This window comes from Polaromonas sp. OV174, assembly GCF_900112285.1.
GTDB lineage: Bacteria > Pseudomonadota > Gammaproteobacteria > Burkholderiales > Burkholderiaceae_C > Polaromonas.
Window position 1 is genome coordinate 1 of record NZ_FOKZ01000014.1, and the last position, 24,630, is coordinate 24,630.

A 24,630-nucleotide genomic window follows, 5' to 3' on the forward strand; every position below is an offset into this window, starting at 1 on the left:
AAACGCCAAAAGTCTGGCGAACGTTGGAAAAATGGTTGCGCCACCGCCTGAGGGCGATCCAGCTGTGGCATTGGAAGCGGCCGAGGACGATTTACCGGGGGCTTAAGGCGATGGGTGCCAGCGAAGACGTTGCCAAGCAGGTGGCGGGAAACTGCCACCGTTGGTGGCGCAACAGCAATGGGGTCATCAAGATCGTGCTGACGATTGCGTACTTCAATGGGCTGGGGGTGCCAAGACTGTCCTGACCTCAAGCGCTCGAATCGCCCGGTGCGGACCCGCATGCCGGGTGGTGTGGCAGGGGTGCCTCCAAGAATGGAGGCCCCCTATGCCGATGGCTTGTCAATGCTTAGCGAACCCAGCCGCCACCGCGCAGTTGCCAACCGCCGTGCGGAGCCTGAGCCCAGTGGTGAGGCTGCCAGCGATAGCCGGGGCGCGGGCGCTCGTAGCGACCGGGCACCCACTGGTGACGTCCGTTGGACCAACCCCAATAGCCGCTGATCCAGACCGCGCCCGCGAAGGGAGCGACGGGAATGGCTTCAACATAGGGCGCGGGGGGCGCTACGCCCACCACCACATCGGGTTGATAGGGCGCCGCGGGCTGGCTGTAAACCGCCTGGCTTTGCGGATACGGTGCGACCACGCATGCCGATAAGGCCATAGTGGCCGCGGACAAGGCGGCCAGGCGAAAAATAGAGCTTGATGTCATCGTGAAACTCCTGCGTTTGAACCATGAAAAAGGGGTCTTTCATGCTTACAACGCTGGCGCGGTGCTTGCAGCCTACGCCTTGCTGTCGTGGGGCGCTTCTTTACCGTATAGATACAAGCCCATGCCCTGGCGGCTCAGGCCGCGTGAGGCAGTTAGAATCCAGCATCAGGCTCGTTATATCAACAGCCATTGCAAGAGCGAGAAAGGCAGACTGGTTATGACACCGCGAACTACAACGGTAAAGTTTTTATAGCTTATCAGGCCGTAGTCCGCGCGCCTTATGCGCTACCAGCTACAAAATTCATAGTAAAGCGCGGTCCGATCCGCGTTTTTTTTTGCCCGACACTTTTTCATTTTTTTCAACATGATTCAAATCACACTTCCCGACAGCTCCAAACGTGATTATTCCGGCCCCGTGACCGTGGCCGACGTTGCCGCCTCGATAGGCACCGGCCTGGCCAAGGCGGCCCTGGGCGGTAAGGTCGATGGCAAGCTGGTCGATACCAGCTACCTGATCGACAAAGACAGCGCGCTGTCCATCATCACCGCCAAAGACGCCGATGGCCTGGAGCTGATACGCCATTCCGCCGCCCACTTGCTGGCCTATGCGGTGAAGGAGCTGTTTCCGGAGGCGCAGGTGACCATTGGCCCGGTGATCGAGAACGGATTTTTCTATGACTTCTCGTACAAGCGGCCCTTCACGCCGGATGACTTGACGGCCATCGAGAAAAAGATGACAGAGCTCGCCGCCAAGGATGAGCCGGTGACGCGCCGAGTGTTGCCGCGCGACCAAGCCGTGGCTTATTTCAAGGAGCTGGGCGAGCACTACAAGGCCGAGATCATCGCCAGCATTCCGGCGAATGAAGACGTTTCGCTGTACCGCGAAGGAAAATTCGAGGACTTGTGCCGCGGCCCACACGTGCCCAGCACCGGCAAGCTGAAGTTCTTCAAGCTTATGAAGCTGGCCGGCGCTTACTGGCGCGGTGACCACCGCAACGAAATGCTGCAGCGCATTTACGGCACGGCCTGGGCCACGAAAGACGAACTCCAGCAGTACCTGACGCTGCTGGAAGAGGCCGAGAAACGCGACCACCGCAAACTGGGCAAAGAGCTGGATCTGTTCCACATTGATGAGCATTCGCCCGGTACGGTGTTTTGGCACCCCAAGGGCTGGACCGTGTGGCAAGGCGTTGAGCAATACATGCGCAAGGTCTACCAGGACAACGGCTATCAGGAGGTCAAGGGTCCGCAGATTCTGGACAAAGGCCTGTGGGAAAAAACCGGCCACTGGGACAAATACCGCGAAAACATGTTCACGACCGAGTCGGAGAAGCGCGAGTACGCGCTCAAGCCGATGAACTGCCCCGGTCACATCCTGATCTTCAAGCAAGGCATCAAGAGCTACCGCGACCTGCCGCTGCGTTACGGCGAGTTCGGCCAGTGCCACCGCAATGAGCCCACCGGCGGCCTGCACGGCATCATGCGGGTGCGCGGCTTCACGCAGGATGACGGCCACATTTTTTGTACTGAAGAGCAGATCCTCAAGGAGTGCGTCGACTACACGACGCTGCTGCAAAAGGTCTATACCGACTTCGGCTTCAAAAACATCATCTACAAGGTGGCGACGCGGCCCGAAGCCCGTATCGGCTCCGACGCCAGCTGGGACAAGGCCGAACACGCGCTGATCGAAAGCCTGCGCGCGTCGGGTTGCGAGTTTGAAATTTCCCCGGGCGAGGGGGCCTTCTACGGTCCGAAGATTGAATACACACTGAAGGATGCGATTGGCCGGCAATGGCAGTGCGGCACCATTCAGGTCGACTTCTCCATGCCCGAGCGCCTGGATGCCGAATATGTGGGTGAAGACGGTGAACGTCATCGCCCCGTGATGCTGCACCGCGCGATTGTCGGCAGCCTGGAGCGATTCATTGGCATCTTGATTGAAGAGCATGCCGGCGCACTGCCAACCTGGCTGGCACCGGTGCAGGTTTCCGTGCTCAATATCACCGATTCACAGGCTGATTACGCTCGCGAAGTTGCCAAAGCGTTGCGAAATCAAGGGCTTAGAGTCAACCTCGATCTGCGCAATGAAAAAATTACGTATAAAATACGCGAGCATTCCTTGCAAAAGCTGCCCTATATCCTTGTCGTCGGTGACAAAGAGAAGGCCGCCGGAGCAGTTGCAGTGCGCGCCCGGGGTAATAAAGACCTTGGAGTGATGTCCCTAGATGCATTTGCTCAGCAAATTTCTTCCGACATTGCACAAAAAGCCTGATTTTTGACAAGTTTGTCGATGAAATAGGCCTGTCGTCCTTGTGGGACGGGCGCGAGCAGCTATAGCTTTTATAGCAAATATTGAAGGACAAAAGCCATCGCTACTGAATTTCGTGACCGCCGCCACCGTGAAGAACGCAAGCACCGCTTGAACCGTGAAATCATGGCCCCCGAAGTGCGTCTGACTGGGCCGGACAACGAGCCCCTGGGCGTTGTCAGTCTCATGGAAGCGCTCCGGCTCGCCGGTGAAGCGGACGTAGATCTGGTTGAGATTTCGCCAACGGCTGTGCCGCCGGTATGCCGGCTCATGGACTACGGCAAGTTCAAGTACGCCGAGCAAAAGAAGGCGGCGGAAGCGAAGTCCAAGCAAAAAGTGATCGAGGTCAAGGAAGTCAAGTTCCGGCCCGGCACTGATGATGGCGACTACAACATCAAATTGCGCAATATCAAGCGCTTTTTGGAAGACGGCGACAAGTGCAAGATTACTTTGCGCTTTCGCGGTCGGGAAATTACCCACCAGGAATTGGGCTTGGCTTTGCTCGCACGTATCCGTGACGAGTTGGCCGATTTGATCGTGGTGGAGCAGTTCCCCAAGCTCGAAGGCCGGCAGATGGTCATGATGATCGCGCCGGGCCGCAAGAAGGTCGCAGCCAAGCCGTCGGCAGAGGCTACGCCTTCCGCTGCGAGCTGAGCGATTCGGCTGTAGAGATGAAACAAGGGCTTGCTGGTTTTTAATCAGCGGGTCGTGAAAGGGGCGCCTGACGGTGTTCCTGAGTAGGCGGGCGACAAGCCGGCCTTTCAAAAGTGATGGTGTCAAAACCATTGCGACAGGCGGCAGGCTTAAAACTCTGCCGCTGCAAGTGGCGAGCCTTAAAGCTTGCTACTACAAGTGGCTCGGGGCCATCAAGTCTGCGTAAGGTTCGCAGCGCCTCACGAGCACAAATGAAAAGGAGCATTAATATGCCCAAAATGAAGACCAAGAGCAGCGCGAAAAAACGTTTCCGCGTTCGTCCGGGTGGTACCGTCAAGCGCGGTCAAGCCTTCAAGCGTCACATTCTGACCAAGAAGACCACCAAAAACAAACGCCAATTGCGTGGCTCCACTGCTGTTCATGAGACCAATATGGGTCACATGGCACAGATGCTGCCAGGCCGTGGTATTTAATTTAACGACGAACAAGGAGTAATCACATGCCTCGCGTCAAACGTGGTGTAACGGCTCGCGCCCGCCACAAAAAAGTTCTCGCCCTTGCAAAAGGTTTCCGCGGTCGCCGCGGTAATGTCTTCCGTATCGCCAAAGAAGCGGTAATGAAGGCTGGGCAATATGCCTACCGTGACCGTCGTACCAAGAAACGCGTGTTCCGCCAGTTGTGGATCGCTCGTATCAATGCTGCCAGCCGTTCATTTGGCATGACTTACAGCCAGTTTGCCAATGGCCTGAAAAAAGCCGGTATCGAGATTGACCGCAAGGTTTTGTCCGATATGGCTATCCATGACAGCGCTGCTTTCGGCGCTATCGTTGAACAGGTGAAAGCCAAGCTGGCCGCCTGATTTTCAAGGTGTAATGCTATTGAATTGGTAGCTAATTACGCACGAAAATAAAGGGCTGGAGCTTGAAAAGGCTCTGGCCCTTTTTTATTGCCTGTGATGTAGCGCTCGTGTGATGGCCGTGTGGCCGAAAGTGTTGCTGCTGTTTTCCTCCTCGCACCCGTACAAGAGAATTTATGAACGAAGCTGATGCCCTCAATGAACTGGTCAGTTCTGCCAAAGCCAGTTTTGCGCAGGCCATGACGCCTGCCGATCTGGAGAATGCGAAAGCGCAGTTTCTGGGTAAATCAGGGCGTGTGACCGAGTTGATGAAGGGAATGGCGCAACTTTCCGTGGAAGAAAAAAAATCCCGCGGTGCCGCCATCAATTTGGCCAAGCAGGCCATCGAGGCCGCGCTCAACGAGCGTCGCCAGGCGCTGGCCGACGCCGAACTGCAAAAGCAGCTCAAGGCCGAAGCGCTAGACGTGAGCCTGCCGGGCCGTCAGCGCAGCCAGGGTGGTCTGCACCCCGTGTCTTTGACGCTGGAACGGATTGAAGCCATTTTCGGCTCCATGGGTTTTGATGTGGCGCAGGGCCCGGAGATTGAAACCGACTGGTTCAACTTCACCGCGCTCAACACGCCCGAAGACCATCCGGCACGCTCCATGCACGACACCTTTTATGTCGAGGGCGGCACCGAAGCGGCGCCCAATCTGCTGCGCACCCACACCAGCCCGATGCAGATCCGCTATGCGGTTCAGCATGTCAAAAAACACCGCACACTGATTGACGCCGGCGGCAGCATGCCCGAGATTCGCGTCATCGCGCCAGGCCGCACTTATCGCGTTGACAGCGATGCCACGCATTCGCCCATGTTCCACCAGTGCGAAGGCCTGTGGGTAGGCGAGAACGTGAGCTTCAAGGACTTGAAGGTCGTGTTCACCGATTTTTGCCGCACCTTTTTCGAAAGCAATGATCTGGTGCTGCGTTTTCGGCCCAGCTTTTTCCCCTTCACCGAGCCCAGCGCCGAGATCGATATCCAGTTCCAGACCGGGCCGCTGGCCGGCCGCTGGCTGGAAGTCGCCGGCTCCGGCCAGGTGCACCCCAACGTGGTGCGCAACATGGGTCTGGACCCTGAAAAATACATTGGCTTTGCCTTTGGTATGGGCCCGGACCGCCTGACCATGCTGCGTTACGGGGTGAACGACTTGCGCCTGTTCTTTGATGGCGATATCCGTTTCCTGTCCCAATTCCAGTCGTAAAAATAACAAGAACAACAAGGTAAGACCATGCAATTTCCAGAATCCTGGTTGCGCGAATTCTGCAACCCGTCGCTCACGACCGAACAGCTCGCCGAAACCCTGACCATGGCCGGGCTTGAGGTCGAGGAGCTCAAGCCTGTAGCGCCACCCTTTACCCAAATCGTTGTCGGTGAAATTCGGGAAGCCGTGCAGCATCCCAATGCTGATCGCCTGCGCGTTTGCCAGGTCGATGTGGGGCAGGGCACTCTGCTCAACATCGTTTGTGGTGCGCCCAATGCCCGCGTTGGCATCAAGGTGCCGTGCGCCCTGGTGGGTGCCGAGCTGCCGCCCGGCGAAGATGGCAAGCCCTTTCTGATCAAGCTGGGTCAGCTGCGTGGCGTCGAAAGCCAGGGCATGCTCTGTTCGGCGCGTGAGCTCAAGTTGTCCGAAGACCAAGGTGGTCTGTTGGAACTGGCAGCAGATGCGCCAGTGGGGCAAAACATACGCGAACACTTGAAGCTTGATGACACGCTGTTCACCCTCAAGCTGACGCCCAATCTGGCGCATTGCCTGAGTGTCTACGGTGTCGCGCGCGAAGTGGCCGCCCTGACCGGCGCGCCTTTGAAGGCACCTTCGATTGCAGTCACGCCCGTGGGCAATCAGGACAAACTGGCCGTCAAGATCAGCGCCCCCGATCTGTGCGGTCGTTTCTCCGGCCGCATCGTGCGCAATCTCAACACCCAGGCCACCACACCGGCCTGGATGGTGGACCGCCTGGCCCGTTGTGGCCAGCGCAGCGTGACGGCGCTGGTGGACATCTCCAATTACGTGATGTTCGAGCTGGGCCGTCCTAGCCACATCTTTGATCTGGACAAGATTCACGGCGGGCTGGATGTCCGCTGGGGCAAGTCCGGCGAGACGCTCAAGCTGCTCAACGGCAATACCGTGACGCTGGACGAAAAAGTGGGTGTGATTGCCGACGACGTTCAGGTTGAATCGCTGGCCGGGATTATGGGCGGTGATGCCACGGCGGTGTCGGATGACACCAAGCATGTTTATGTTGAGGCCGCTTTCTGGTGGCCCAAGGCCATCGCCGGCCGCTCACGCCGCTACAACTTCTCCACCGACGCCGGCCATCGCTTTGAGCGTGGCGTGGATCCCGGTCAAACCGTCGAGCATATCGAGCGCATCACCCAGTTGATCATAGAGATCTGCGGTACGGCAGAAACGGTTTGCGGCCCGGTGGATGACGCGCAGGTCAACCTGCCTAAGGCGTTGCCCGTCACCTTGCGCGTGGCGCGCGCCGCCAAGGTGATAGGCATGCCGCTGACGCAGGCGCAGTGTCTTGATGCGCTCAAGCGCCTGGGTCTGCAAGTCGCCGAAGGCGATGGCACGCTGACCGTCACACCACCGAGCTACCGGTTTGATTTGCAAATCGAGGAAGACCTTATTGAAGAGGTGGTGCGCATGGTGGGTTACAAGCACCTGCCCGAAACCCCACCGCTGGCGCCCATCACGGCGAGAATCCGCTCCGAAGCCGAACGCAGCCCGTTTGCCGTGCGCCGCGCGCTGGCTTCATTGGGTTATCAGGAAACCATCAACTTCAGCTTTGTGGAAGAGCGCTGGGAGCACGAGCTGGCCGGCAACCCGAATCCCATCAAGCTGCTGAACCCCATTGCCAGCCAGATGAGCGTGATGCGCTCCTCGCTGCTGGGCTCCTTGCTGCAGGTGCTCAAGTTCAACCTGGACCGCAAGGCCCCGCGCGTGAATGTGTTTGAGCTGGGCCGGGTATTTTTGCGCGATGCGCAAAGCCAAAATACCGACACCACGGTGGCCGGTTTCAACCAGCCTATGCGAGTGGCGGGCTTGGCCTACGGACCGCGCGCTATGCTGCACTGGGGTCTGTCCGACAAGGTGGTTGATTTCTTTGACATCAAGGGCGATGTCGAAGCCTTGCTGGCTCCGCTGCAAGCGGTTTTTGCCCCGGCAACGCATCCTGCCATGCATCCTGGTCGTTGTGCCAGCGTGTCGGTCGCGGGTCGGCAAATTGGTTTCGTCGGTGAGTTGCACCCCCAGTGGCGACAGGGCTACGACTTGGCCCAGGCGCCGCTGCTGTTTGAATTGGAGCTCGATGCGGTGCTGCAGCGACCGGTGCCAGTCTTTAAACCGGTCAGCAAGCTCCAGCCTGTGGAGCGAGACATTGCGGTGATTGTTCCTGAGAGCGTGACGCATGCCGCGCTCATGACGGCAATCCATAGTGCCAACACCCAGGGCCTGCTCAAGGACGCAACACTGTTCGACGTTTACCGACCTCAGCAAGCCAATGCCGGCATGCAACTGGGCGAGAAAAGTCTTGCCGTGCGTTTACAGCTTTCAGCTGGCACCACGACCTTGACCGACGACGACATCGAGGCCGCGGTGCAGGCGGTGCTTGTCAATCTGCAAAGTCAATTGCAAGCCCGTTTGCGTGCCTGATAAGCTCGCAGAAGTTCATATAAAAAGTAGTCAGCTGGAGGCGCACCCCGATGGAATTTTCTGTTCAGAGCCTGGAAACCCCGGCGCTTACCAAAGCGCATCTGGCTGAACTGCTGTTTGAGCAGATCGGGCTCAACAAGCGCGAATCGAAAGACATGATCGATGCCTTTTTTGACCTGATTTCAGACAGCCTGGTGGACGGCAACGACGTGAAAATCTCTGGCTTTGGCAACTTCCAGATACGCACCAAGGCGCCGCGTCCCGGTCGCAACCCGCGAACGGGGGAGGCTATTCCCATAGAGGCTCGCCGGGTCGTGACTTTCCACGCAAGCCACAAGCTCAAAGACCAGATACAGGGCAATACGACTGCCGAGTAAGGTGAGGCAGGCGCTTTTGATGGCGGGCCTGAGATGCTTCACCGCTCTGAATGGGGTTGTCTCACGACACCTGGAACAAAACCATGGCAAGCCCCTTTGCGCTAAGTTTCGACTTAGAGTAGATTTGACGTTTCGTTTCTTAGCGTATTGATTTAATTGGAAAAACCCCTTCCGTCCATTCCCGCGAAACGCTACTTCACCATTGGTGAGGTCAGTGATTTGTGCGGTGTCAAACCTCATGTGCTCCGGTATTGGGAGCAAGAGTTCACGCAGTTGCGCCCGATGAAAAGGCGCGGCAATCGTCGTTATTACCAGCACCACGAAGTGTTGATGATTCGCCGAATTCGCGACCTGCTCTATGACCAGGGCTTCACGATCAGCGGTGCGCGCAACAAACTGCAGGAGATCGTTCAGACCGAACGCGACCAGCGGCGCAATGGTGAAGTCATGCTGGAGGCTGTAGATTTGCTGGACGGGAGCGATTCCCTGTCCGACGATTTTGACGACATGGCCGATTTTGAAGACGGCAAGCCTGAGGGTGCCGATTTATCAATGACAAACCTGGCGCAATACCAATTGCAATTGGTGCGCCGTGAGTTATTCGAAATTCGCGATCTGCTCAGTCCCATGTATTGAACAGGGCCTGCATCGGGTTATAATCTATAGCTTGTCGGTGTGTGGCGCAGCCTGGTAGCGCACTTGCATGGGGTGCAAGGGGTCGAAGGTTCGAATCCTTTCACACCGACCATTACGAACGACAGAAGCCTCTAGGGAGTGATTCCTCGAGGCTTTTTTCATTGGTAAATCAATGTCTTATGCTGCAGCGGCGTACAAGGTCCGACATTGACATGCACCCCAAAGCGGGGGAACATGTAGGGGAACAAGTGGGGTAAGTCGGGCTTTTGGGGGTAAATGTTCCCCCATCCCCCAATGACAGACCTCAACCCTTTGGAGCCGTTCCCCATGCTGACCGATGCCGAATGCAAAAATGCGACTTGCCCACCTGACAAAAAACGGGCGCGGCTGGCGTGTTCCGGCGGGCTGTATCTGGAAATCAGTCCGGCAGGATCGAAGCGCTGGTTTTGGAAATACCGCAAGGACGGCAAAGAAGGCCGTATGGCGCTGGGCAGTTACCCCGACGTTGGACCAAAGAAGGCACGCGAGGAAATGACCGCAGCAAAACTCATGAAATCCGGCGGCCGTGATCCTGTGATGGTGCGCAAGATTGAAAAGCTGAAAGCCATCACACCGGCGGGCGATACCTTCAAGGCAACGGCGCTGGAATGGTACGAACAAAAGTTAGACAGTTGGAGCAGTCATTACGCCATCCGGGAAAAGCGCAACCTTGAAAAAGATCTTTTCCCGTTCTTTGCGAGTCGGCGTATTGGGGATATCGAGGCCATAGAGCTACTGGCAGTAATACGGCGGGTAGAGGAGCGTGGCGCTTTGGACGTGGCACACCGGGTGTTGACCACGGCGGGGCAGGTTTGGCGCTATGCAGTGGCGACAGCACGGGCGAAGCGGGATGTGACCCCGGATATTCGCGGGGCGCTTAAGCCACACCGGGGAAAACATTTTGCAGCTATTACCGAGCCGGTGAAGCTGGGTGGACTGATCCGGGCCATCCGTGGCTATCAAGGTGGGCCAATAGTCCGGGCGGCACTCCAACTGGCACCTATACTGTTTCAGCGACCCGGCGAACTGCGCGGCATGGCATGGGCCGAAATTAACCTAGACACGGCGCTGTGGACTATTCCGGCCATGCGAATGAAGCGCGGCAAAGACGGTAAGGAAAACGGCGACCCACACCTTGTACCGCTACCCACTCAGGCGGTGGAGATTTTGCGCAAGCTACACCCACTGACCGGACACGGCGTTTTAGTGTTTCACGGAGAGCGCAGCCATAACCGGCCTATCAGTGATGGCACCTTACGAGCGGCGCTGCTAACCATGGGTTTTGGGCCTGACGTGCAAAGCGTGCATGGTCTGAGGGCCACCGCACGCACGCTGTTGGCAGAGGAGTTGAACGTTGAACCGCTGGTGATCGAAGCGCAGTTAGCCCACGCGGTGAAGGATGCTAACGGGCGGGCCTACAACCGCACGCAGTACCTAAAACACCGTGTCACGATGATGCAGCAGTGGGCTGATTATCTGGACAAGCTAGCCATCGGTGCAGACGTGATCCAGTTCAAGGCGGCTTAGCTTTTTAACCGTACCCAGCACGTATTAATTACCCGTAGTCACAACCGGTACAGCTTGATCCGGCAGCGCTGGCTTCTTATCAAGGTGAGAGGTAAAGAGTACAACCATGGAAAATTTATCGCAGTGGGACTTTAAGTCCGAGTTCACTGGATCGGAAGCCGCAGCATTGATATTGGGGATTGATCCGGTTGAAATTGGGTCTGCTCAGGACGTGAATCGAGCGGTTATCGATCGTATGGAACTAAGCTATTACAGTGCTAGATATCGCTTAATTCGCAACCTTACTCCATCTACTGAAGGTGACTACTTGCCACCTAAAGCAGATCAGTTGCGCAGCTTGCGCATGACCGAGTTTGATGATCCAGACAATGAAAATGATGTTAGCGAATGGTTGGGGGCCGTGCAATCCGACTTCCCATATCAGAAATTTACAAGGATCGAGCTATCTCGTTGGCTTGCAGCTATTGGAGTTAAGTCTATTTATCGCTTCGAGTTGGAGCAAACTGGAGTTTCCGATAAACCTCAAGGAAATTGGCCTTGGGGTGAGCACCACACGAAAACTTTGGGGTATCTCGAATCGGCGGCGAAAAAGTGGTGGGTGAACTATGACCCTTCAGATGTATCAACCGCCCCCTTAAATGCGACCGTCATCAAATGGCTCCAAACTGAATTCGGGATATCTAAAACCAAAGCTAATTCCATCGCATCAATGCTCAGGGCTGACGGTCTGCCAACCGGACCGCATACATAGTGGTCCGACCCTAGTAAAGCCAATAACAGTGCGGCTCTACGTGGTTACCCGGGGTAATCCGACCCATGTTATCTGGGTCAATCGACCCTATTATTGAAACTCAAAATCTCCGACAGTTACCCCATCGCAACAACGGCATACAAAGCCGGATAGGGGTCAACAATGGCAATCTTAAGAATGCCCGCAGTGAAAGCGGAAACAGGGCACCGCAGCCATGCCAGCATCTACAACGCAATCAGGGAAGGGCTTTTCACCACAGGGGTTGCCATTGGGCAGCGCTCAAAAGGCTGGCCCTCCGATGAAGTGCAGGCCATCAATGCGGCGCGGATTGCTGGTAAATCAGATGCTGAGATTCGTGAGCTAGTTCAGCACTTGCACGCCAAACGCAGAGCCCTCATCTTGAGTTGAGGATGTGCACGTGAAACACATTGCCGTTATTAAAAAACCGATTCTGCGCGCCAGCTCTCGGGCGGCGGATTCTGACAGAGCAAGGGGTGTCGCCTGCGAAATAATCTCCTTTCCAAACTCACAAAGTCCTAAAGGACGTATCGAAAAAAGGAGTCAAGAGACAAAAGGAGCGATTCAAGTCGGCCTCAATAGTGCTGTCAAGGCAAGGCTGGAGCAGTTTCAAGGCGACCGAAAAGATCTATTGAGTCTTTACCGTGAGCTGCGCGAATTGTGGGGGAACGACGTTTTTTATGGCACGCAGAGTTGCCACGAAAATATGAAATCCCGGTGTAAAAAGGGCTATGCAAGTCTTGATCCAGCATTCGAAGCATTGCCGGGTTTCCTCTTGCACATGGGACCTAGACCATCTCCAGAGTTCAGCATAGATCGAGAAAATAATGATGAAGGTTATAGCCCAACAAACTGTCGTTGGGCGGATAAAGTCACCCAGACCCGAAATCGCTCCAATTCGATAACTCTCACGATAGGTAACGAGACCAAGACTGTGAAGGAGTGGGCGAAGCAGGTGGGCCAACTGGAAAGTGTGCTTTATCGGCGAAGAGCGCAGGGGCTCAGCGACTATCAGGTGGTCTACGGGAAGCGTCCCGTAATTCTTCCATCCAGCAAATTCTGGCCGCCCCATAGCTGGGATGAACTAGAGGCCTGCGTTGACGCTTGCGCCAGATGGTCCAACGAACACCGCCGCGCACTCCGAGCCGAAATTAAGTCCAACATGGATTGGATAGATCGCGAGGCTGAATTCTTTTGCATACCTGCCCCTTTCCGTGAGACTGCGCGCACGGATCTTCTAGACATCGAAAAGAAGTGGAGTGACGTTTACCAGCGATATGCAAAGCTTCTTCGAGTAGTGGCTCGCATTCCTGTCAACAGATATGAATAACGACTTACCGATGCACACGCCACAGAAAGCCACAAAATGCCACAGAATTCGAAATTGAACGTCAAGCAGATTCAGGCCGTGCAATTAACTGCACAGGGAATGAGGTGCAACCTTGTTGCCACACAAGTTGGCATTGATCCCGGAACGCTTTCACGGTGGAGACGAATGCCATCGTTTCAACAAGAGTTGAGCAAACTTCTTGAGCAGAGTGAGCGTGAATGCGTTGACTCTTTTCGAGCAATCAAGACCATTGCTATTGAAAGATTGGCGGCGCTTCTAGACTCGAAAAATCAGACGATTGCGCTTAAGGCCATTGAGTTGGTGCTATCAAAAATCGACCTCCGATCGGCGAAAGTACCTCCCACGGATCCTTACTCGGAGCTCGAGAAAGCCCATTGGAACAGCATTCTTGATGAACTACTTCGGGCTTAAGCCGCGCTACTTTGGTGGATAACGCCTACCCTTTTGAGATGCTTACCGTTCAAGCTTAGCGCAAGATCGAATCACTAGGGTGCTTAAAACTTTTTCAAAGTTGTCGGACTCTGGTAACGCGACCTTTCCGTCACGAGTCCAATAAAAGGGTTTAAATCCGACATACCCTCCCATTCGATTTTTCGAGTTCACCTCGCCGCACACAACGTCAATGACTGGCGGGCCTGAAGCATCCTCGACGCTGTAAAAGTTGCGGGCAGCGACTCCAATGTAGGCCTTGACGTTACGAAATTCAGTGCTCTTCGGATCTATCATGCGTTCTGTTATTCGGGCTTTTGCTTGAGCTTCCAAAAGCTTAGGCTGCTGGGACCGCTCCTCCGGGCTCATTGCATTGGTAGCCAAGCTGTGCTGAAGAAAGCGGTCGTTTTCAACTTCTTTCTGCTTTGCGCGACGTTGCGCATCCTCGGCAACTGTTCCAAGGGAACCAAGACAGGGCGAATCTTGAAAGACTGTTTGACCGTTTACCGTACAACGGTAAACAGCCAGCGCGTTTGAAATGGATGCCAGAAAGAGAAAGGCGACAAGTGCAAATTTCAAGAACGGCAGCTTCATTGGGCGGTACTTTGTATGGATTTTGAAAGCTGAGGATAACCTAGGCTAACGGTCTGCTCTGAGCTAACTTTGATGGGGTATCAAAATTAGAAAGGGGGAACAGACGGGGGAATAAAATGACATTTCAAAAAAGAAGAGCTAGTATTTATGCGGGTTTCTAGCCTTCTTTCAAGCGGTTTCACACCATATGAATCGAGGACTTAGAGTAGAAATGCTCTAAGTCCTTTCTTCTTTCTACCTTCAAATTCATCCATTGTCCCAACTGCGGGCAAAGCTGGAGATGATCTCAGTCGTTGTTGATCGTCTGCTGCTCGGCTATTGGATATCCGCCCCATTTACGGCGGAAAACGCGGTATGAATCGCCCCGGGTTTTGTGGAGGCTCCAATCTCTGAGAGGATTGAGCCATGAAGAAGTCGAACAAGTTTTCCCCCGAAGTCCGTGAGCGCGCAGTGCGCATGGTGCAGGAGCACCGAGGCGAGTACCCCTCGTTGTGGGCGGCCATTGAATCGATTGCCCCCAAGATCGGTTGCGTGCCCCAGACGCTGAATGAATGGGTCAAGCGCGATGAAGTCGATACCGGCGCCAGGGTCGGCACGACCACGACCACGTCCGAGCACGAACGCGTGAAAGCGCTGGAGCGCGAGGTCAAGGAACTGCGCCGGGCCAACGAAATTCTTAAACTGGCCAGCGCGTTTTTCGCCCAGGCGGAGCTCGACCGCCGACTGAAGTCTTGAGGACCTTCATCGATCAGCACCGCCACACGCATGGGGTCGAGCCGATCTGCAAGGTGCTGCAGATTGCCCCGTCCGGGTACAGACGGTATGTGGCTCGGCAACGTGACACGGCGCGGCTGAGCAAGCGCGCCCAGCGCGATGCCGCCTTGTTGCCGCACATCGAACGCGTCTGGCAGGCCAACCTGCAGGTCTACGGTGCCGACAAGGTCTGGATGCAGATGAACCGTGAGGGCATCGCCGTGGCACGCTGCACCGTCGAGCGTCTGATGCGCCACCTAGGCTTGCGTGGCGTCGTTCGAGGCAAGGTGGTGCGCACCACCGTCAGTGACCGCAAGGCGGCTTGTCCGCTGGACCGGGTCAAGCGGCAGTTCCGGGCGGACCGACCGAACCAACTCTGGGTTTCGGACTTCACCTATGTCTCGACCTGGCAGGGCTGGCTGTACGTGGCCTTTGTCATCGACGTGTACGCGCGGCGCATCGTAGGCTGGCGGGTGAGCAGTTCGATGCGCACGGACTTCGTGCTGGATGCGCAGGAGCAGGCGTTGTACGCCAGGCAGCCTGAGCGTGATGGGACACTGATTCACCACTCGGACAGGGGTTCGCAATACGTCGGCATCCGCTACAGCGAGAGGCTGGCCGAGGCCGGCATTGCGCCTTCGGTGGGCAGCAAGGGAGACAGCTACGACAACGCCTTGGCCGAGACGATCAACGGGCTGTACAAGGCCGAACTGATCCACCGTCGCGCACCCTGGAAGACCAAGGAATCAGTGGAGCTGGCAACCCTTGAATGGGTCGCTTGGTTCAACCACCACCGATTGCTGGAACCCATCGGGTATATCCCACCTGCAGAAGCTGAGGCAAACTACTACAGGCAACTCGCCAATCAGGCCACCACGGTGGCGGCCTGACTTAAACCAACCAGCCTCCACGAAAGTCGGGGCGATTCAGTACGTTTTCAGAGCATTCCGACGGGCCGCCGCTGGAAAGTGGGTTGTTCCCTTTGGCCGAAGTCGTTCAGATTGAGGCTGAGGATTTTGGCGAGACCGGTGAACCCCATCCCACCAAGTCGCTCGACTTGGGGTCACCTGAGTGGCGAAGCCAGCCCGCCTTACTGCCCGTCTGCCAACGCAGTGAACCAGTCTGGGTTGACGACCACCCGCGGCACCAACTCTGTCGTCACGCCCAGCGACAACTCCCTCAGCTTTTCCGCAAGTTCGTCTCCGTCGACCAAGTCAATGGGCGGAGCACCGTCTCGTGTGGCCTCTTTGACGGCCGCCGGCGTGAACGTGCCCGTGGTAATGAAAAGCCCCTTATCAGCACGCCCCACCATAGCACCACGGAAGTCCCGTATTTCGCTTGAACCTACCGAGCCCTTGTATCGCTTGCACTGGAACAGCACGTGAAAGCTCATGAACCCGTTGATACGAGCTATGCCCTTGCCGTCAATACTTCCGTCCCCGGTGCGGCCCGTGACCTCCACCGCAACGAACCCTGACTCACGAAGAATTCGCTGAACCAGGCGTTCAAAGCCCTGTGGACTAACCTGCTGAGTCAAAACGATATTAAGCTTGTCTTTCCAGCGCTCCTCCTCAGGAAGCTCTTTGCCAATCTCTGGTTCATCGATTTTTTTCGACTGCTTTTTGGCAGGCTCTTGCTTGTCATTGGCACGGACAAACTTGACGATGTCCGTTGGGTCAATGGTTTCTGCCGAGGTTCCCTTGGCGGTAAGGGACCAGACCCCACGGGTGGAGTTTTCCAGAAGACCAAATTTCTTCAGGTAGGTGCGTGCCCACGCAAGGCGGTACCCGACCTCAGTCATGTTGCTCTTCTCCGGGTCATGCATTTGGGCAAGCACGTCCTCTGATAAATTTGCTACCTCTACCGTCTTAGCGTAAATCTCCTCAATGGAGCCAGACCCGCCAAGGTCACGCAACGCCTTAAGCAGCGGCGTGAATAGCTCATCGAACGTTGGCATTACGGATGTCTTGGGGTTCGCACTCATGAGGGCCACTTTTCTGTTTTGGTGGAGTTCATGGAACAGAAGGATAGGTGGAGATTTAGATGACGTGCATACAGGGCTCAGGGGCCACGCCGCAGGACGTGGGGCTACCCGATTCTGGAGGCCGCAGCAAGCCAGGATGCGCGCCCACGGCCTGAGCTTTAGACTCAGGCCGCTTCAGGCATAGGCTTGAGGGCCTGCGCGCCTTCGGATGGCGCAGCCACACCGCCTTCTTCCTGCTCGCCGCCCAGGGCTTCCAGCAGGTCGGGAATCAGGGCCGAAAGCTCGCCGGTGACGATGGCCGCATCGGCGTCGAAGCCGTCGTCGTCCTTGCCTTTTTCCTGTTGGCCGTCCAGCACCACGTCGAGCAGGCTGATTTTTCTGAGCTGGGTCATATCGGTGAGGACAAAGGACACGCGCTCGTTCCAGGTCATGGCCAGCTGCGTAGGCACTTTGCCGGAGGCGATGTGCTGGGAAACCTCGTCGATTTCCAGCGTGTGGCGTGAATAGCGCACGGTCGATTTCTGATCATCGGGCATCTTGAGTTCGCAGTCGCGGTCGACCGTGAAGCCGACCGGCGCCTCGCGGCTGGCGAGCCAGTGAGCCATGGAGGCGCCGGCCGACATCGTCGTCTGCACTGGCTTGACCAGGATGCCGGGGCCAGAGTTGGGAATCTCGCCCAGCGCTTCAATCAGGTAGCTCACGACCTTGTCGGCGCCGGTCAGGCTGCCCGAATCCACCACCAGGAATTTATTCACCGGGTCCAGCCACAGCGTGGTCGTGGAGCGTTTGGTGAAGGCGCGCGGCAGCAGGTCAAGAATGGCTTCTTCCTTGAATTCTTTCTTGATTTTCGAGGGCACGCGCTCATTGCCGGTTTCCTGCTTGTAGCGCTCTATGCGCTCTTCGACGGCGGCCTTGACGGCCGAGGAGGGCAGGGGGCGGCGCTCGGTACACAGGCGCAATATGAGTTGGCGGCCCACCATTTCAGCCAGCACCGTGCTTTTGTTGCCGCGCGGCGGTACCCAGCCATCGGACTCGGGCTGCGTCGCGCCGCAGGGCAGGAAGGGCGCGGCCTGGAGCGCCTCCTCCAGTGCTTCCAGGGGCGGCAGCACGAAGTCGTTGGCAATGTGGAAAAAGGTCGCGGATTTGAACATGGCGTCTCGCAAGGGGGTGGGATGGGGTGGCGAAAAGAGCGCGTGCGGGGCAACTAGAAGAAGGCCTTTGATAAGGCCTTGCCGGGCACGCCTTGGATGGAGGGAATTTTAAGTGAGGCCAGCTGGCCTGGCGCCCGGACAGCACTTGCTTACATTCAGGCGCTGCGATGGCGGTGCTGCGCCCGCTCAGGCGATATCTAGGGTGTGAATGCCATAGTGGCCGCTGCGCCGGTCGGCGAAGTAGCAGGCCAGCGTTTCCTTGACGGTCTTGAAGGCAATTTCCTCCCAGGGAATCTCGGCCTCGGTGAACAGCCTGGCTTCTATGGTTTCATGGCCGGGATTGAATTCGGTGCTGAGCAGCCGGGCGCGGTAAAACAGGTGAACCTGGCCGACCCGCACCACGTTCATGATGGAAAAAAGACCCAGCATTTCAAACTGGGCACCGGCTTCCTCGTCGGTCTCGCGGGCAGCGCCTTGCGCGGTGGTTTCGCCCATTTCCATAAAGCCGGCCGGCAGCGTCCATTTGCCCCAGCGCGGCTCGATATTGCGCTTGCACAGCAGCACTTGCGCGCCATCCTCGCCCCAGAAGGGCACGGTGCCGACGACGTTGAGCGGATTGTCGTAGTGAACGGTGTGGCAGCTGGGGCAGACGGCGCGCTCCCGGGTGTCTCCGTCATCGGGCAGGCGGAAAATCACGGCGCTGCCGCAAACGCGGCAATGTTTCTGGGGGGGACGGTGCATCAAATAAGTGTAGCCAGTTTGTGGGCCTCACCGCGCCAGCCTGGCCAGCGGCGGGACTGGGCTTTGCTATTGAATAGATAGCTATTTGCGCCCGACTGGCGGGCGAAAAAGCCGTATTTCATTAAGAAATGAATCAAATAACCTGCAGGCTTAGCGTACCCAGGCCGGCAACGCCGCCGACCAGGATGTCGCCCTTGACCACGGCCGCCACGCCTTCCGGGGTGCCGGTGTAAATCAGGTCGCCGGGCTGCAGCTCCCAGGCGGCGGACAGGTGCTCAATGGTTTCGGCAATGCTCCAGATCAGCTTGGAGACATGGCTGCGCTGGCGGTCCTGGCCGTTGACCTGCAGATGGATTTCGGCCTGGCTGATATCGCCGGCCTGGGCCACGGGCGTGATAGCGCCTATCGGTGCCGAGTGCTCAAACGCCTTGCCGATGCACCAGGGCCGGCCTTGCTTTTTCATTTCGCCTTGCAGGTCGCGCCGCGTCATGTCCAGGCCCACGGCATAGCCGTAGATGTGCTTGTGCGCGTCAGCCGCCAGGATGTCCTTGCCGCCGGTGCCAATCGCCACCACCAGCTCAATTTCGTGGTGCAGGCTTTTCGTCAGGCTGGGATAGGGCAGGCTGCCCATGGTGCCGGCCGGCACGGCCACGATGGCATCGGCCGGCTTCAAGAAGAAAAAGGGCGGCTCGCGACCGGTGAAACCCATCTCCTTGGCGTGATCTTCGTAGTTGCGGCCCACGCAGTAAATGCGGTGAACCGGAAAACGCTCTTGGCTGCCCACGATGGGGACGGACACGGTGGCGGGAGGGGGGAACACAAAACTCATGGCAAGCTGTCCTCTTGGCTTCTTGGAGATAAGCCCGGGGCCAGCGGCGCCGGGCGGGCTGAAAAATGGGGTAGCGTGCGCTGAACGCCGCTGCTCAGTGTGCCACGGTGGCTGCGCCGAAAAGACCGGCGAGCCAAATTTTAAGGGCTCTGCGCCTGGCCGTCGGCCGCATCGAAATACACGCCGTCCTGCTTGAGTCGCTGCTGCAATGGCTTGACGTCGATATCGGCAAAGCGCTGACCGGCCTGTAGCGTGGCCGCCGCCGTGCCCGCCGCCTGGCCCATGACGAAACAGGCGCCGCTGGCGCGTGCGGCGGACTGGCCCTGGTGCGTCATGCTCGCGCAGCGCCCGGCCACCAGCAGGTTGTCGACGGCCTCGGGCACCAGCATGCGCCAGGGCAGCTCGTTGTAGGCGCGGCCTATTGGACTGTCGATATTGCGCGCAAACTGCCAGTCGATCCGCCCCTGGCCATGCAACTCCATAGGCCAGGCGTTGATGCCTATGGCATCGTCAAAGCGCGCCGAGGACAGGATGTCTTCGCCGCTCAGCGCGTACAGGCCCTGAATGCGCCGGCTCTCGCGTATGCCCACCTGCGGCGCGATGTCGACGATGGCCGAATGCTCAAAGCCCGGCACCTCGTTGCGCAGAAAGCGAAAGTATTCGCTGATCTGGCGCCGGCCTTCCAGCTCGCCGTCGCTGAGCTGGCGTGCATCGGTGGCGTCCATGGCCTGGCCGGCCGCATTGCGGATTTGCGTCACGTTGACGCGCCATTCGCTGGGATTTTTTTGCGGCCTGAGAATCGCCCCTTCGCGGGCAAACTGGTAGCGGCCGGGCGCCTTGGCCTGGCTTTGCGCCATCAGCTCGTTGATGGCCTTGAACTCGCCCACCGCCGCCAGCGCGCGCGGCGCATCGACATGGCCAACGCGAAACATGGTGGAGGGAAACAGCCCGCTGCCCTGGCCGTCGCCCAGCTCAAAGGGCACGCCGGCGAAATGCGCCACGTCGGCATCGCCCGAGCAATCGATAAAGCGCTGGGCGCGAATCGCCTGGCGGCCGGATTTGGTTTCCACCAGCAGCGCGCTGATGTGCCGGCCATCCATCACGACGGCGGCGGCCCAGGCATGAAACAGCAGTTGCACGCCGGCGGCCAGCAGCCACTGGTCGGCCGCGCACTTGTAGGCCGAGACATCGTAGGAGCGCACGCGTATGCGGCCTTGCATGCCGTCTTGCGGCGCATTCAGCCCGCCCAGCGCGTCTATGCGCTCCAGCAACTCATCGACCACGCCGTGCACCACCTGGCGCATCTCGCCATCGTGGCGGCCATAGAGGCCGGCAAAGTTGGTTACGCCGCCGGCCGTGCCCATGCCGCCCAGAAAGCCGTAGCGCTCGACCAGCAGGGTGCGCGCGCCGTGCCTGGCGGCGCTCACGCTGGCGGCCAGGCCGGCCGGTCCGCCGCCAATCACGACGACGTCAAATTCGCCGTAAATGGGCAGGCTGCGGGCGGCTTCGGTGATGGTGTTTAAACTGGATGAAGCTGGCATGGAGAGTGCTTAATGGAGATTGTTGCTACACGCAGTGAGTGCGAGCGTGGGGGCATTCCCATCCAAGCAGGGGCCGTGGATCTGGCTCTGCCAGTCCGCAGGCGCAGCGCCCCCTCGGGGGGCAGAGAGCTACACGCAGTGAGCGAACGTGGGGGCATCATTTATTCGATCTTGATGCCGCGGCTCTGGATGATGTTGCCCAGAATCGCGGCCTCGTCCTTGATGCGGCTTTTCAGGCCCTCGGGCGAAGTGCCCACTGCTTGCCAGCCCTGGATAAAGAGTTTTTGCCGGGTGTCGGCCTCGCGCAGTATGCGCGGCACTTCCCGGGCCAGCCGCGCTTGCGCCGCCGGGGACAGGCGGGCCGGGCCTATCAGCGCGGTCCAGACTTCCAGGTTGAAGTTTTTCACGCCGGCGTCGGCCAGCGGCGCGATCTCCGGTGCCAGCGCGCTGCGGCCACCCGTCAGCCCGATGGCCTGCAGCTTGCCGGCGCGTATGTGCGGCAGGGCGACGCCGGGCGGAATCAGCGCCATCTGGATTTGGCCGCCCAGCATGGCTGTCACGGCTTGCGGGTTGCCCGGATAAGGCACGTGCACCGGCTGCAGGCCGGGGACGCGGCTTTTGAGCAGCTCCATGCCCAGATGCGCCACCGAGCCATTGCCGACCGAGCCGTAGTTCCACTGGCTGCCGGCCTGGCGCGCGGCACTGAAAAATGCGGCGCCGCCGGGCAGGTTGGCGGGCGCCACCAGCAGCAGTGGCGCGGTGGCCAGCAGCGAAATCGGCGCAAAGTCCTTGGCCGGGTCGTAAGGCAGTTTGGGATAGAGCTGCTTGGCCGAGGTCAGGTTGCCATTGATGACGACGCCCAACGTGTGGTCGTCAGTGGCCTTGGCCACCTGGTCGGCGGCAATATTGCCGGAGGCGCCGGGTTTGTTTTCAATGATGACCGGCTGGCCCAAGGCCCTGGCCAGTGGCTCGGCCAGGGTGCGTGCCGCCATATCGGGCGTGGAGCCACCGGGAAAGCCCACCAGAATGCGAACCGGCCGGCTTGGCCATTCGGCCTTTTTTAAGCTGTTTTGGGCTCCAGCCCATGCCGGTAGGGCGCAAGCAGCTATTAAAAGTGTAGTGCGCGACCAGGCGGCAAGAATTCTCATGAGCATCTCCGAAGGCAGTGAAGCCCTGATTGGAACAGCTTTGACGCGGTGTTCCGATCAGGCTGTCTTGCCCTAGGGCGGGCTCAGGCCGATTTGGCCAGCAGCTCGAAATGTTCTACCGTGGGCGGGCCGGCAAAAAACGGCCCGACGATGGCGCGCCAGTCGGCAAAGGCCGGCGACTGACGGAAATCGACGGTGTGGTTTTCCAGCGTGTCCCAGAAGATTTGCAGGATGTAGCGCTCTGGGCTTTCCATGCCCTTGTTGACCTTGTAGCCCTGAAAGCCCTTGGCCTTGGCGATCACGGTGGTCACGCCGCGCTGGATGGCTTCGTCAAAAGCAGCTTGTTGGCCGGGGTGTATGCGGATGTCGGCGAGTTCGAGAATCATGGTCTTCCTGTGTTGAATCAATATTGGCTAAGCGGCAACTCTAGCGTCAAACCATCGAGCGCCGGCGTCAGTTGAATCTGGCAGCTCAGGCGGCTATTGGCTTGGCGCGGCATGGCGGTAAAGGCCAGCATGGCCAGCTCTTCGGCGCCGGGCGGCGAAAGTTTAGCCGCATCCGAGGCAAAGGGCTCGCGCACATAAACGTGGCAGGTGGCGCAGGTCAGCTTGCCGCCGCACTCTGCCACCACTTCGCTGATGCCGCCGGCCACCGCGGCCTGCATCAGGCTTTTTCCAATCTTGCCGCTGATGGTGCTGGCGCGGCCATCGGCGCTGACGAAGTGCAGGGTGATCGTGCGGCTCAGCATGCGTTCAGTCCGGCGCGACCTGCAGCACCAGCTTGCCGAAGTTTTCGCCGTTAAAGAGCTTGAGCAGGGTTTCGGGGAAGGTGTCCAGGCCGACCACCACGTCCTCCTTGCTCTTCATGCTGCCGGCCAACAGGTAGCTGGCCAGTTCGGCGATGGCCTGCGGATAGCGCTCGGCGTAGTCGAACACCACGATGCCTTCCATGCGGGCGCGGTTCACCAGCAGCGACAGGTAGTTGGCCGGCCCCTTGACGGGCGTGGTGTTGTTGTACTGGCTGATGGCGCCGCAGATGATGATGCGGGCGCCGCGGCTGATTTTGGCCAGCACCATATCCAGGATGTCGCCGCCCACGTTGTCAAAGTAAATGTCCACGCCCTGCGGGCAGTGCTCTTTCAGACCGGCCCGCACGTCGGTGTTTTTGTAGTCTATGCAGGCGTCAAAGCCCAGCTCCTTGACCACCCAGTCGCACTTGGCCTGGCCGCCGGCAATGCCGACCACGCGGCAGCCCTTGAGCTTGGCGAGCTGGCCCACGGTCTGGCCGACGGCGCCGGCCGCGCCCGAGACCACCACGGTTTCCCCTGGCTTGGGTTGGCCGACATCGAGCAGGCCAAAGTAGCCTGTCATGCCGGGCATGCCCAGCACATTGAGCCAGGTGCTCAAGCCCAGGCTTGGGTCTATCTTGAAGATGCCGCTGCGCTTGAGCTGCTCCTGCGGAATCAGGCAGTACTCCTGCACGTCCAGCCCGGCGCTGACATGGTCGCCCACGGCAAAGGCCGGGTTTTGCGAGGCAATCACCCGGCCCACGCCGCCAGCGCGCATCACCGCGCCTATTTCCACCGGCGCGATATAGCTTTTGCCCTCGTTCATCCAGCCGCGCATGGCCGGGTCCAGCGAGAGGCACAGCGTCTTGACCAGCACGCCGCCCCGGCCGGGTTCGACGACGGGCTCGCAGGTGTTGTTCCAGTTGGCGCGGGTCGGCAGGCCGACGGGGCGGCTGGCCAGGCGGATCTGGTGGTTGGTCAATTCAGCAAGGGCGGGAAGGGCGCTCATGAGATGTCTCCAGGCAAGGCGGTTGAAGTCGGACAACAGATGGTAGCGGCGGCCGCTTTCCCGCAAGGTCGCGCAGGCGATTCGGTTTATGCTTTCGCTCATGAAACTGCACAATTACTTTCGATCTTCCGCCTCCTATCGCGTGCGCATTGCGCTGGAGCTCAAGGGCCTGAGCTACGAGTACATTGCCGTTCACCTTGCCAGGGGTGAGCAGAAGAAGGACGCTTATGCCGCCCTGTCGGCCGACAGGCTGGTGCCGCTGCTGGAGGTCGATGGCGAAAAGCTGTCGCAATCCATGGCCATCATCGAATACCTGGACGAGCAGCATCCAACGCCCGCGCTGCTGCCGGCCGACGCCCTGGGTCGCGCCAAGGTGCGCGCGCTGGCGCAGTCGATCGCCTGCGAAATTCACCCCCTGAACAATCTGCGCGTGCTCAAGTACCTGGTGCACGAGCTCAAGGTGGCCGATGAGGCCAAGAACGGTTGGTACCGCCACTGGTGCCGCAACGGCCTGGAAGCCTTTGAGCGCCAGCTGGCGCCGTTGCCCGCCTCCATTTATTGCTACGGCAACACGCCGACGCTGGCCGATTGCTGCCTGGTGCCGCAAATCTACAACGCCCAGCGCTTTGATGTGAATCTGGACGGCTTGCCGCGCACCATGGCGGCCTTTGAGGCCTGCATGGCGCTGCCGGCTTTCCAGAAGGCCCAGCCCTCGGCCTGCCCTGATTTTGAAGCCTGAAAGCGGT

The 24,630-nt window shown here is 58.6% G+C and carries 26 protein-coding genes, 1 tRNA gene, 1 pseudogene and 1 other annotated feature; of the genes and pseudogenes, 17 read left to right on the top strand and 11 right to left on the bottom strand.

Annotated elements, in window-relative coordinates; genetic code table 11:
• Positions 1-245, top strand: a pseudogene (locus BM160_RS13345) (group II intron reverse transcriptase/maturase); the annotation flags it as partial.
• Between the two features lie 101 nt (positions 246-346).
• Here BM160_RS13345 and BM160_RS13350 read toward each other — a convergent pair.
• A complete protein-coding gene (locus tag BM160_RS13350) occupies positions 347-706 on the bottom strand; it encodes a YXWGXW repeat-containing protein (RefSeq protein WP_092006242.1) in 360 nt (119 codons plus the stop codon).
• Between the two features lie 364 nt (positions 707-1,070).
• On the opposite strand from BM160_RS13350, the gene thrS reads away from it, so the two are divergent.
• The 14 genes from thrS to BM160_RS13415 all read left to right on the top strand — a co-directional run bounded on the left by thrS (position 1,071) and on the right by BM160_RS13415 (position 13,329).
• Positions 1,071-2,978 (top strand): threonine--tRNA ligase, encoded by a 1,908-nt coding sequence (thrS, locus tag BM160_RS13355; RefSeq protein WP_092006245.1) that lies wholly within the window; start codon positions 1,071-1,073, stop codon positions 2,976-2,978.
• A 96-nt stretch (positions 2,979-3,074) separates the two neighbouring features.
• Complete coding sequence (infC, locus tag BM160_RS13360; RefSeq protein WP_092006248.1) at positions 3,075-3,668, top strand: translation initiation factor IF-3; 594 nt, start codon at positions 3,075-3,077, stop codon at positions 3,666-3,668.
• A 269-nt stretch (positions 3,669-3,937) separates the two neighbouring features.
• Positions 3,938-4,141, top strand: coding sequence for a 50S ribosomal protein L35 (gene rpmI, locus BM160_RS13365; protein ID WP_068832252.1), 204 nt, complete (start codon positions 3,938-3,940; stop codon positions 4,139-4,141).
• Positions 4,142-4,167: 26 nt separating this feature from the next.
• Complete coding sequence (gene rplT, locus BM160_RS13370) at positions 4,168-4,527, top strand: 50S ribosomal protein L20 (RefSeq protein WP_011483030.1); 360 nt, start codon at positions 4,168-4,170, stop codon at positions 4,525-4,527.
• Between the two features lie 173 nt (positions 4,528-4,700).
• Complete coding sequence (pheS, locus tag BM160_RS13375; protein WP_092006251.1) at positions 4,701-5,765, top strand: phenylalanine--tRNA ligase subunit alpha; 1,065 nt, start codon at positions 4,701-4,703, stop codon at positions 5,763-5,765.
• Between the two features lie 27 nt (positions 5,766-5,792).
• Positions 5,793-8,219, top strand: a complete 2,427-nt coding sequence (gene pheT / locus BM160_RS13380; RefSeq protein ID WP_092006254.1) for a phenylalanine--tRNA ligase subunit beta — start codon at positions 5,793-5,795, stop codon at positions 8,217-8,219.
• 50 nt (positions 8,220-8,269) lie between these two features.
• Positions 8,270-8,596, top strand: coding sequence for an integration host factor subunit alpha (locus BM160_RS13385; protein ID WP_092006257.1), 327 nt, complete (start codon positions 8,270-8,272; stop codon positions 8,594-8,596).
• 156 nt (positions 8,597-8,752) lie between these two features.
• On the top strand, positions 8,753-9,232 hold the full coding sequence (locus tag BM160_RS13390; RefSeq protein ID WP_092006260.1) for a MerR family transcriptional regulator: 480 nt from the start codon (positions 8,753-8,755) through the stop codon (positions 9,230-9,232).
• Between the two features lie 35 nt (positions 9,233-9,267).
• Positions 9,268-9,344 (top strand) — tRNA-Pro (locus BM160_RS13395).
• 215 nt (positions 9,345-9,559) lie between these two features.
• A complete protein-coding gene (locus BM160_RS13400; RefSeq protein WP_092006263.1) occupies positions 9,560-10,798 on the top strand; it encodes a tyrosine-type recombinase/integrase in 1,239 nt (412 codons plus the stop codon).
• A gap of 106 nt (positions 10,799-10,904) precedes the next feature.
• Entirely contained in the window at positions 10,905-11,549 is a 645-nt protein-coding gene (locus BM160_RS13405; RefSeq protein WP_092006266.1) for a hypothetical protein, read from the top strand.
• A gap of 162 nt (positions 11,550-11,711) precedes the next feature.
• Positions 11,712-11,957: a helix-turn-helix transcriptional regulator gene (locus BM160_RS13410; RefSeq protein WP_092006269.1), complete on the top strand. Its 246-nt coding sequence runs from the start codon at positions 11,712-11,714 to the stop codon at positions 11,955-11,957.
• A 10-nt stretch (positions 11,958-11,967) separates the two neighbouring features.
• On the top strand, positions 11,968-12,897 hold the full coding sequence (locus BM160_RS22290; RefSeq protein WP_143093256.1) for a hypothetical protein: 930 nt from the start codon (positions 11,968-11,970) through the stop codon (positions 12,895-12,897).
• A 36-nt stretch (positions 12,898-12,933) separates the two neighbouring features.
• A complete protein-coding gene (locus tag BM160_RS13415; RefSeq protein WP_177219022.1) occupies positions 12,934-13,329 on the top strand; it encodes a hypothetical protein in 396 nt (131 codons plus the stop codon).
• Positions 13,330-13,371: 42 nt separating this feature from the next.
• Here the strand turns inward: BM160_RS13415 and BM160_RS13420 are convergent, their stop codons facing one another.
• The gene (locus BM160_RS13420; protein ID WP_092006274.1) at positions 13,372-13,941 is read right to left on the bottom strand and encodes a DUF4124 domain-containing protein; all 570 of its coding nucleotides are present in this window, start codon (positions 13,939-13,941) and stop codon (positions 13,372-13,374) included.
• 405 nt (positions 13,942-14,346) lie between these two features.
• Between BM160_RS13420 and BM160_RS13425 the strand changes: the two genes are divergently transcribed.
• A protein-coding gene (locus tag BM160_RS13425) for an IS3 family transposase (protein ID WP_369821788.1) occupies positions 14,347-15,584 on the top strand; the annotation gives its coding sequence in 2 pieces (ribosomal slippage) (positions 14,347-14,644 and positions 14,644-15,584; 1,239 coding nt in all).
• Positions 14,631-14,747: a sequence feature (AL1L pseudoknot), on the top strand. It overlaps the preceding gene by 117 nt.
• 200 nt (positions 15,585-15,784) lie before the next feature.
• Here the strand turns inward: BM160_RS13425 and BM160_RS13430 are convergent.
• The 9 genes from BM160_RS13430 to BM160_RS13470 form a co-directional block, all read right to left on the bottom strand.
• Positions 15,785-16,678 (bottom strand): restriction endonuclease, encoded by an 894-nt coding sequence (locus tag BM160_RS13430; protein ID WP_092006280.1) that lies wholly within the window; start codon positions 16,676-16,678, stop codon positions 15,785-15,787.
• 164 nt (positions 16,679-16,842) lie between these two features.
• Positions 16,843-17,829 carry a recombination-associated protein RdgC gene (locus BM160_RS13435; RefSeq protein ID WP_092006282.1) on the bottom strand — a complete coding sequence of 329 codons (987 nt, stop codon included), beginning with the start codon at positions 17,827-17,829 and terminating at the stop codon, positions 16,843-16,845.
• A 186-nt stretch (positions 17,830-18,015) separates the two neighbouring features.
• Complete coding sequence (locus BM160_RS13440) at positions 18,016-18,570, bottom strand: NUDIX hydrolase (RefSeq protein WP_092006285.1); 555 nt, start codon at positions 18,568-18,570, stop codon at positions 18,016-18,018.
• Between the two features lie 133 nt (positions 18,571-18,703).
• Positions 18,704-19,399 carry a fumarylacetoacetate hydrolase family protein gene (locus BM160_RS13445; RefSeq protein ID WP_092006288.1) on the bottom strand — a complete coding sequence of 232 codons (696 nt, stop codon included), beginning with the start codon at positions 19,397-19,399 and terminating at the stop codon, positions 18,704-18,706.
• Between the two features lie 140 nt (positions 19,400-19,539).
• Entirely contained in the window at positions 19,540-20,940 is a 1,401-nt protein-coding gene (locus tag BM160_RS13450; protein WP_092006291.1) for an FAD-dependent oxidoreductase, read from the bottom strand.
• A gap of 161 nt (positions 20,941-21,101) precedes the next feature.
• Positions 21,102-22,088, bottom strand: coding sequence for a Bug family tripartite tricarboxylate transporter substrate binding protein (locus BM160_RS13455; RefSeq protein ID WP_092006561.1), 987 nt, complete (start codon positions 22,086-22,088; stop codon positions 21,102-21,104).
• Positions 22,089-22,171: 83 nt separating this feature from the next.
• The gene (locus tag BM160_RS13460) at positions 22,172-22,474 is read right to left on the bottom strand and encodes an antibiotic biosynthesis monooxygenase family protein (RefSeq protein ID WP_092006294.1); all 303 of its coding nucleotides are present in this window, start codon (positions 22,472-22,474) and stop codon (positions 22,172-22,174) included.
• Between the two features lie 17 nt (positions 22,475-22,491).
• A complete protein-coding gene (locus BM160_RS13465; RefSeq protein WP_092006297.1) occupies positions 22,492-22,836 on the bottom strand; it encodes a 2Fe-2S iron-sulfur cluster-binding protein in 345 nt (114 codons plus the stop codon).
• Between the two features lie 4 nt (positions 22,837-22,840).
• On the bottom strand, positions 22,841-23,884 hold the full coding sequence (locus BM160_RS13470) for an NADP-dependent oxidoreductase (RefSeq protein ID WP_092006564.1): 1,044 nt from the start codon (positions 23,882-23,884) through the stop codon (positions 22,841-22,843).
• Positions 23,885-23,984: 100 nt separating this feature from the next.
• Between BM160_RS13470 and maiA the strand changes: the two genes are divergently transcribed.
• Positions 23,985-24,623: a maleylacetoacetate isomerase gene (maiA, locus tag BM160_RS13475; RefSeq protein ID WP_092006300.1), complete on the top strand. Its 639-nt coding sequence runs from the start codon at positions 23,985-23,987 to the stop codon at positions 24,621-24,623.
• The last annotated feature ends 7 nt before the right edge of the window (positions 24,624-24,630 follow it).

Excerpts from the sequence above, each read along its gene's own strand:
- BM160_RS13385 (WP_092006257.1), top strand. The coding sequence starts at position 8,270 with ATGGAATTTTCTGTTCAGAGCCTGGAAACCCCGGCGCTTACCAAAGCG.
- BM160_RS13400 (WP_092006263.1), top strand. The coding sequence starts at position 9,560 with ATGCTGACCGATGCCGAATGCAAAAATGCGACTTGCCCACCTGACAAA.
- BM160_RS13470 (WP_092006564.1), bottom strand. The coding sequence starts at position 23,884 with ATGAGCGCCCTTCCCGCCCTTGCTGAATTGACCAACCACCAGATCCGC.
- pheT (WP_092006254.1), top strand. The coding sequence starts at position 5,793 with ATGCAATTTCCAGAATCCTGGTTGCGCGAATTCTGCAACCCGTCGCTC.
- rpmI (WP_068832252.1), top strand. The coding sequence starts at position 3,938 with ATGCCCAAAATGAAGACCAAGAGCAGCGCGAAAAAACGTTTCCGCGTT.
- BM160_RS13405 (WP_092006266.1), top strand. The coding sequence starts at position 10,905 with ATGGAAAATTTATCGCAGTGGGACTTTAAGTCCGAGTTCACTGGATCG.
- BM160_RS13410 (WP_092006269.1), top strand. The coding sequence starts at position 11,712 with ATGGCAATCTTAAGAATGCCCGCAGTGAAAGCGGAAACAGGGCACCGC.
- rplT (WP_011483030.1), top strand. The coding sequence starts at position 4,168 with ATGCCTCGCGTCAAACGTGGTGTAACGGCTCGCGCCCGCCACAAAAAA.
- BM160_RS13450 (WP_092006291.1), bottom strand. The coding sequence starts at position 20,940 with ATGCCAGCTTCATCCAGTTTAAACACCATCACCGAAGCCGCCCGCAGC.
- BM160_RS13455 (WP_092006561.1), bottom strand. The coding sequence starts at position 22,088 with ATGAGAATTCTTGCCGCCTGGTCGCGCACTACACTTTTAATAGCTGCT.
- pheS (WP_092006251.1), top strand. The coding sequence starts at position 4,701 with ATGAACGAAGCTGATGCCCTCAATGAACTGGTCAGTTCTGCCAAAGCC.
- BM160_RS13435 (WP_092006282.1), bottom strand. The coding sequence starts at position 17,829 with ATGTTCAAATCCGCGACCTTTTTCCACATTGCCAACGACTTCGTGCTG.
- BM160_RS13465 (WP_092006297.1), bottom strand. The coding sequence starts at position 22,836 with ATGCTGAGCCGCACGATCACCCTGCACTTCGTCAGCGCCGATGGCCGC.
- BM160_RS13430 (WP_092006280.1), bottom strand. The coding sequence starts at position 16,678 with ATGAGTGCGAACCCCAAGACATCCGTAATGCCAACGTTCGATGAGCTA.
- BM160_RS13445 (WP_092006288.1), bottom strand. The coding sequence starts at position 19,399 with ATGAGTTTTGTGTTCCCCCCTCCCGCCACCGTGTCCGTCCCCATCGTG.
- BM160_RS13415 (WP_177219022.1), top strand. The coding sequence starts at position 12,934 with ATGCCACAGAATTCGAAATTGAACGTCAAGCAGATTCAGGCCGTGCAA.
- BM160_RS13440 (WP_092006285.1), bottom strand. The coding sequence starts at position 18,570 with ATGCACCGTCCCCCCCAGAAACATTGCCGCGTTTGCGGCAGCGCCGTG.
- thrS (WP_092006245.1), top strand. The coding sequence starts at position 1,071 with ATGATTCAAATCACACTTCCCGACAGCTCCAAACGTGATTATTCCGGC.
- BM160_RS13460 (WP_092006294.1), bottom strand. The coding sequence starts at position 22,474 with ATGATTCTCGAACTCGCCGACATCCGCATACACCCCGGCCAACAAGCT.
- maiA (WP_092006300.1), top strand. The coding sequence starts at position 23,985 with ATGAAACTGCACAATTACTTTCGATCTTCCGCCTCCTATCGCGTGCGC.
- BM160_RS13420 (WP_092006274.1), bottom strand. The coding sequence starts at position 13,941 with ATGAAGCTGCCGTTCTTGAAATTTGCACTTGTCGCCTTTCTCTTTCTG.
- BM160_RS13350 (WP_092006242.1), bottom strand. The coding sequence starts at position 706 with ATGACATCAAGCTCTATTTTTCGCCTGGCCGCCTTGTCCGCGGCCACT.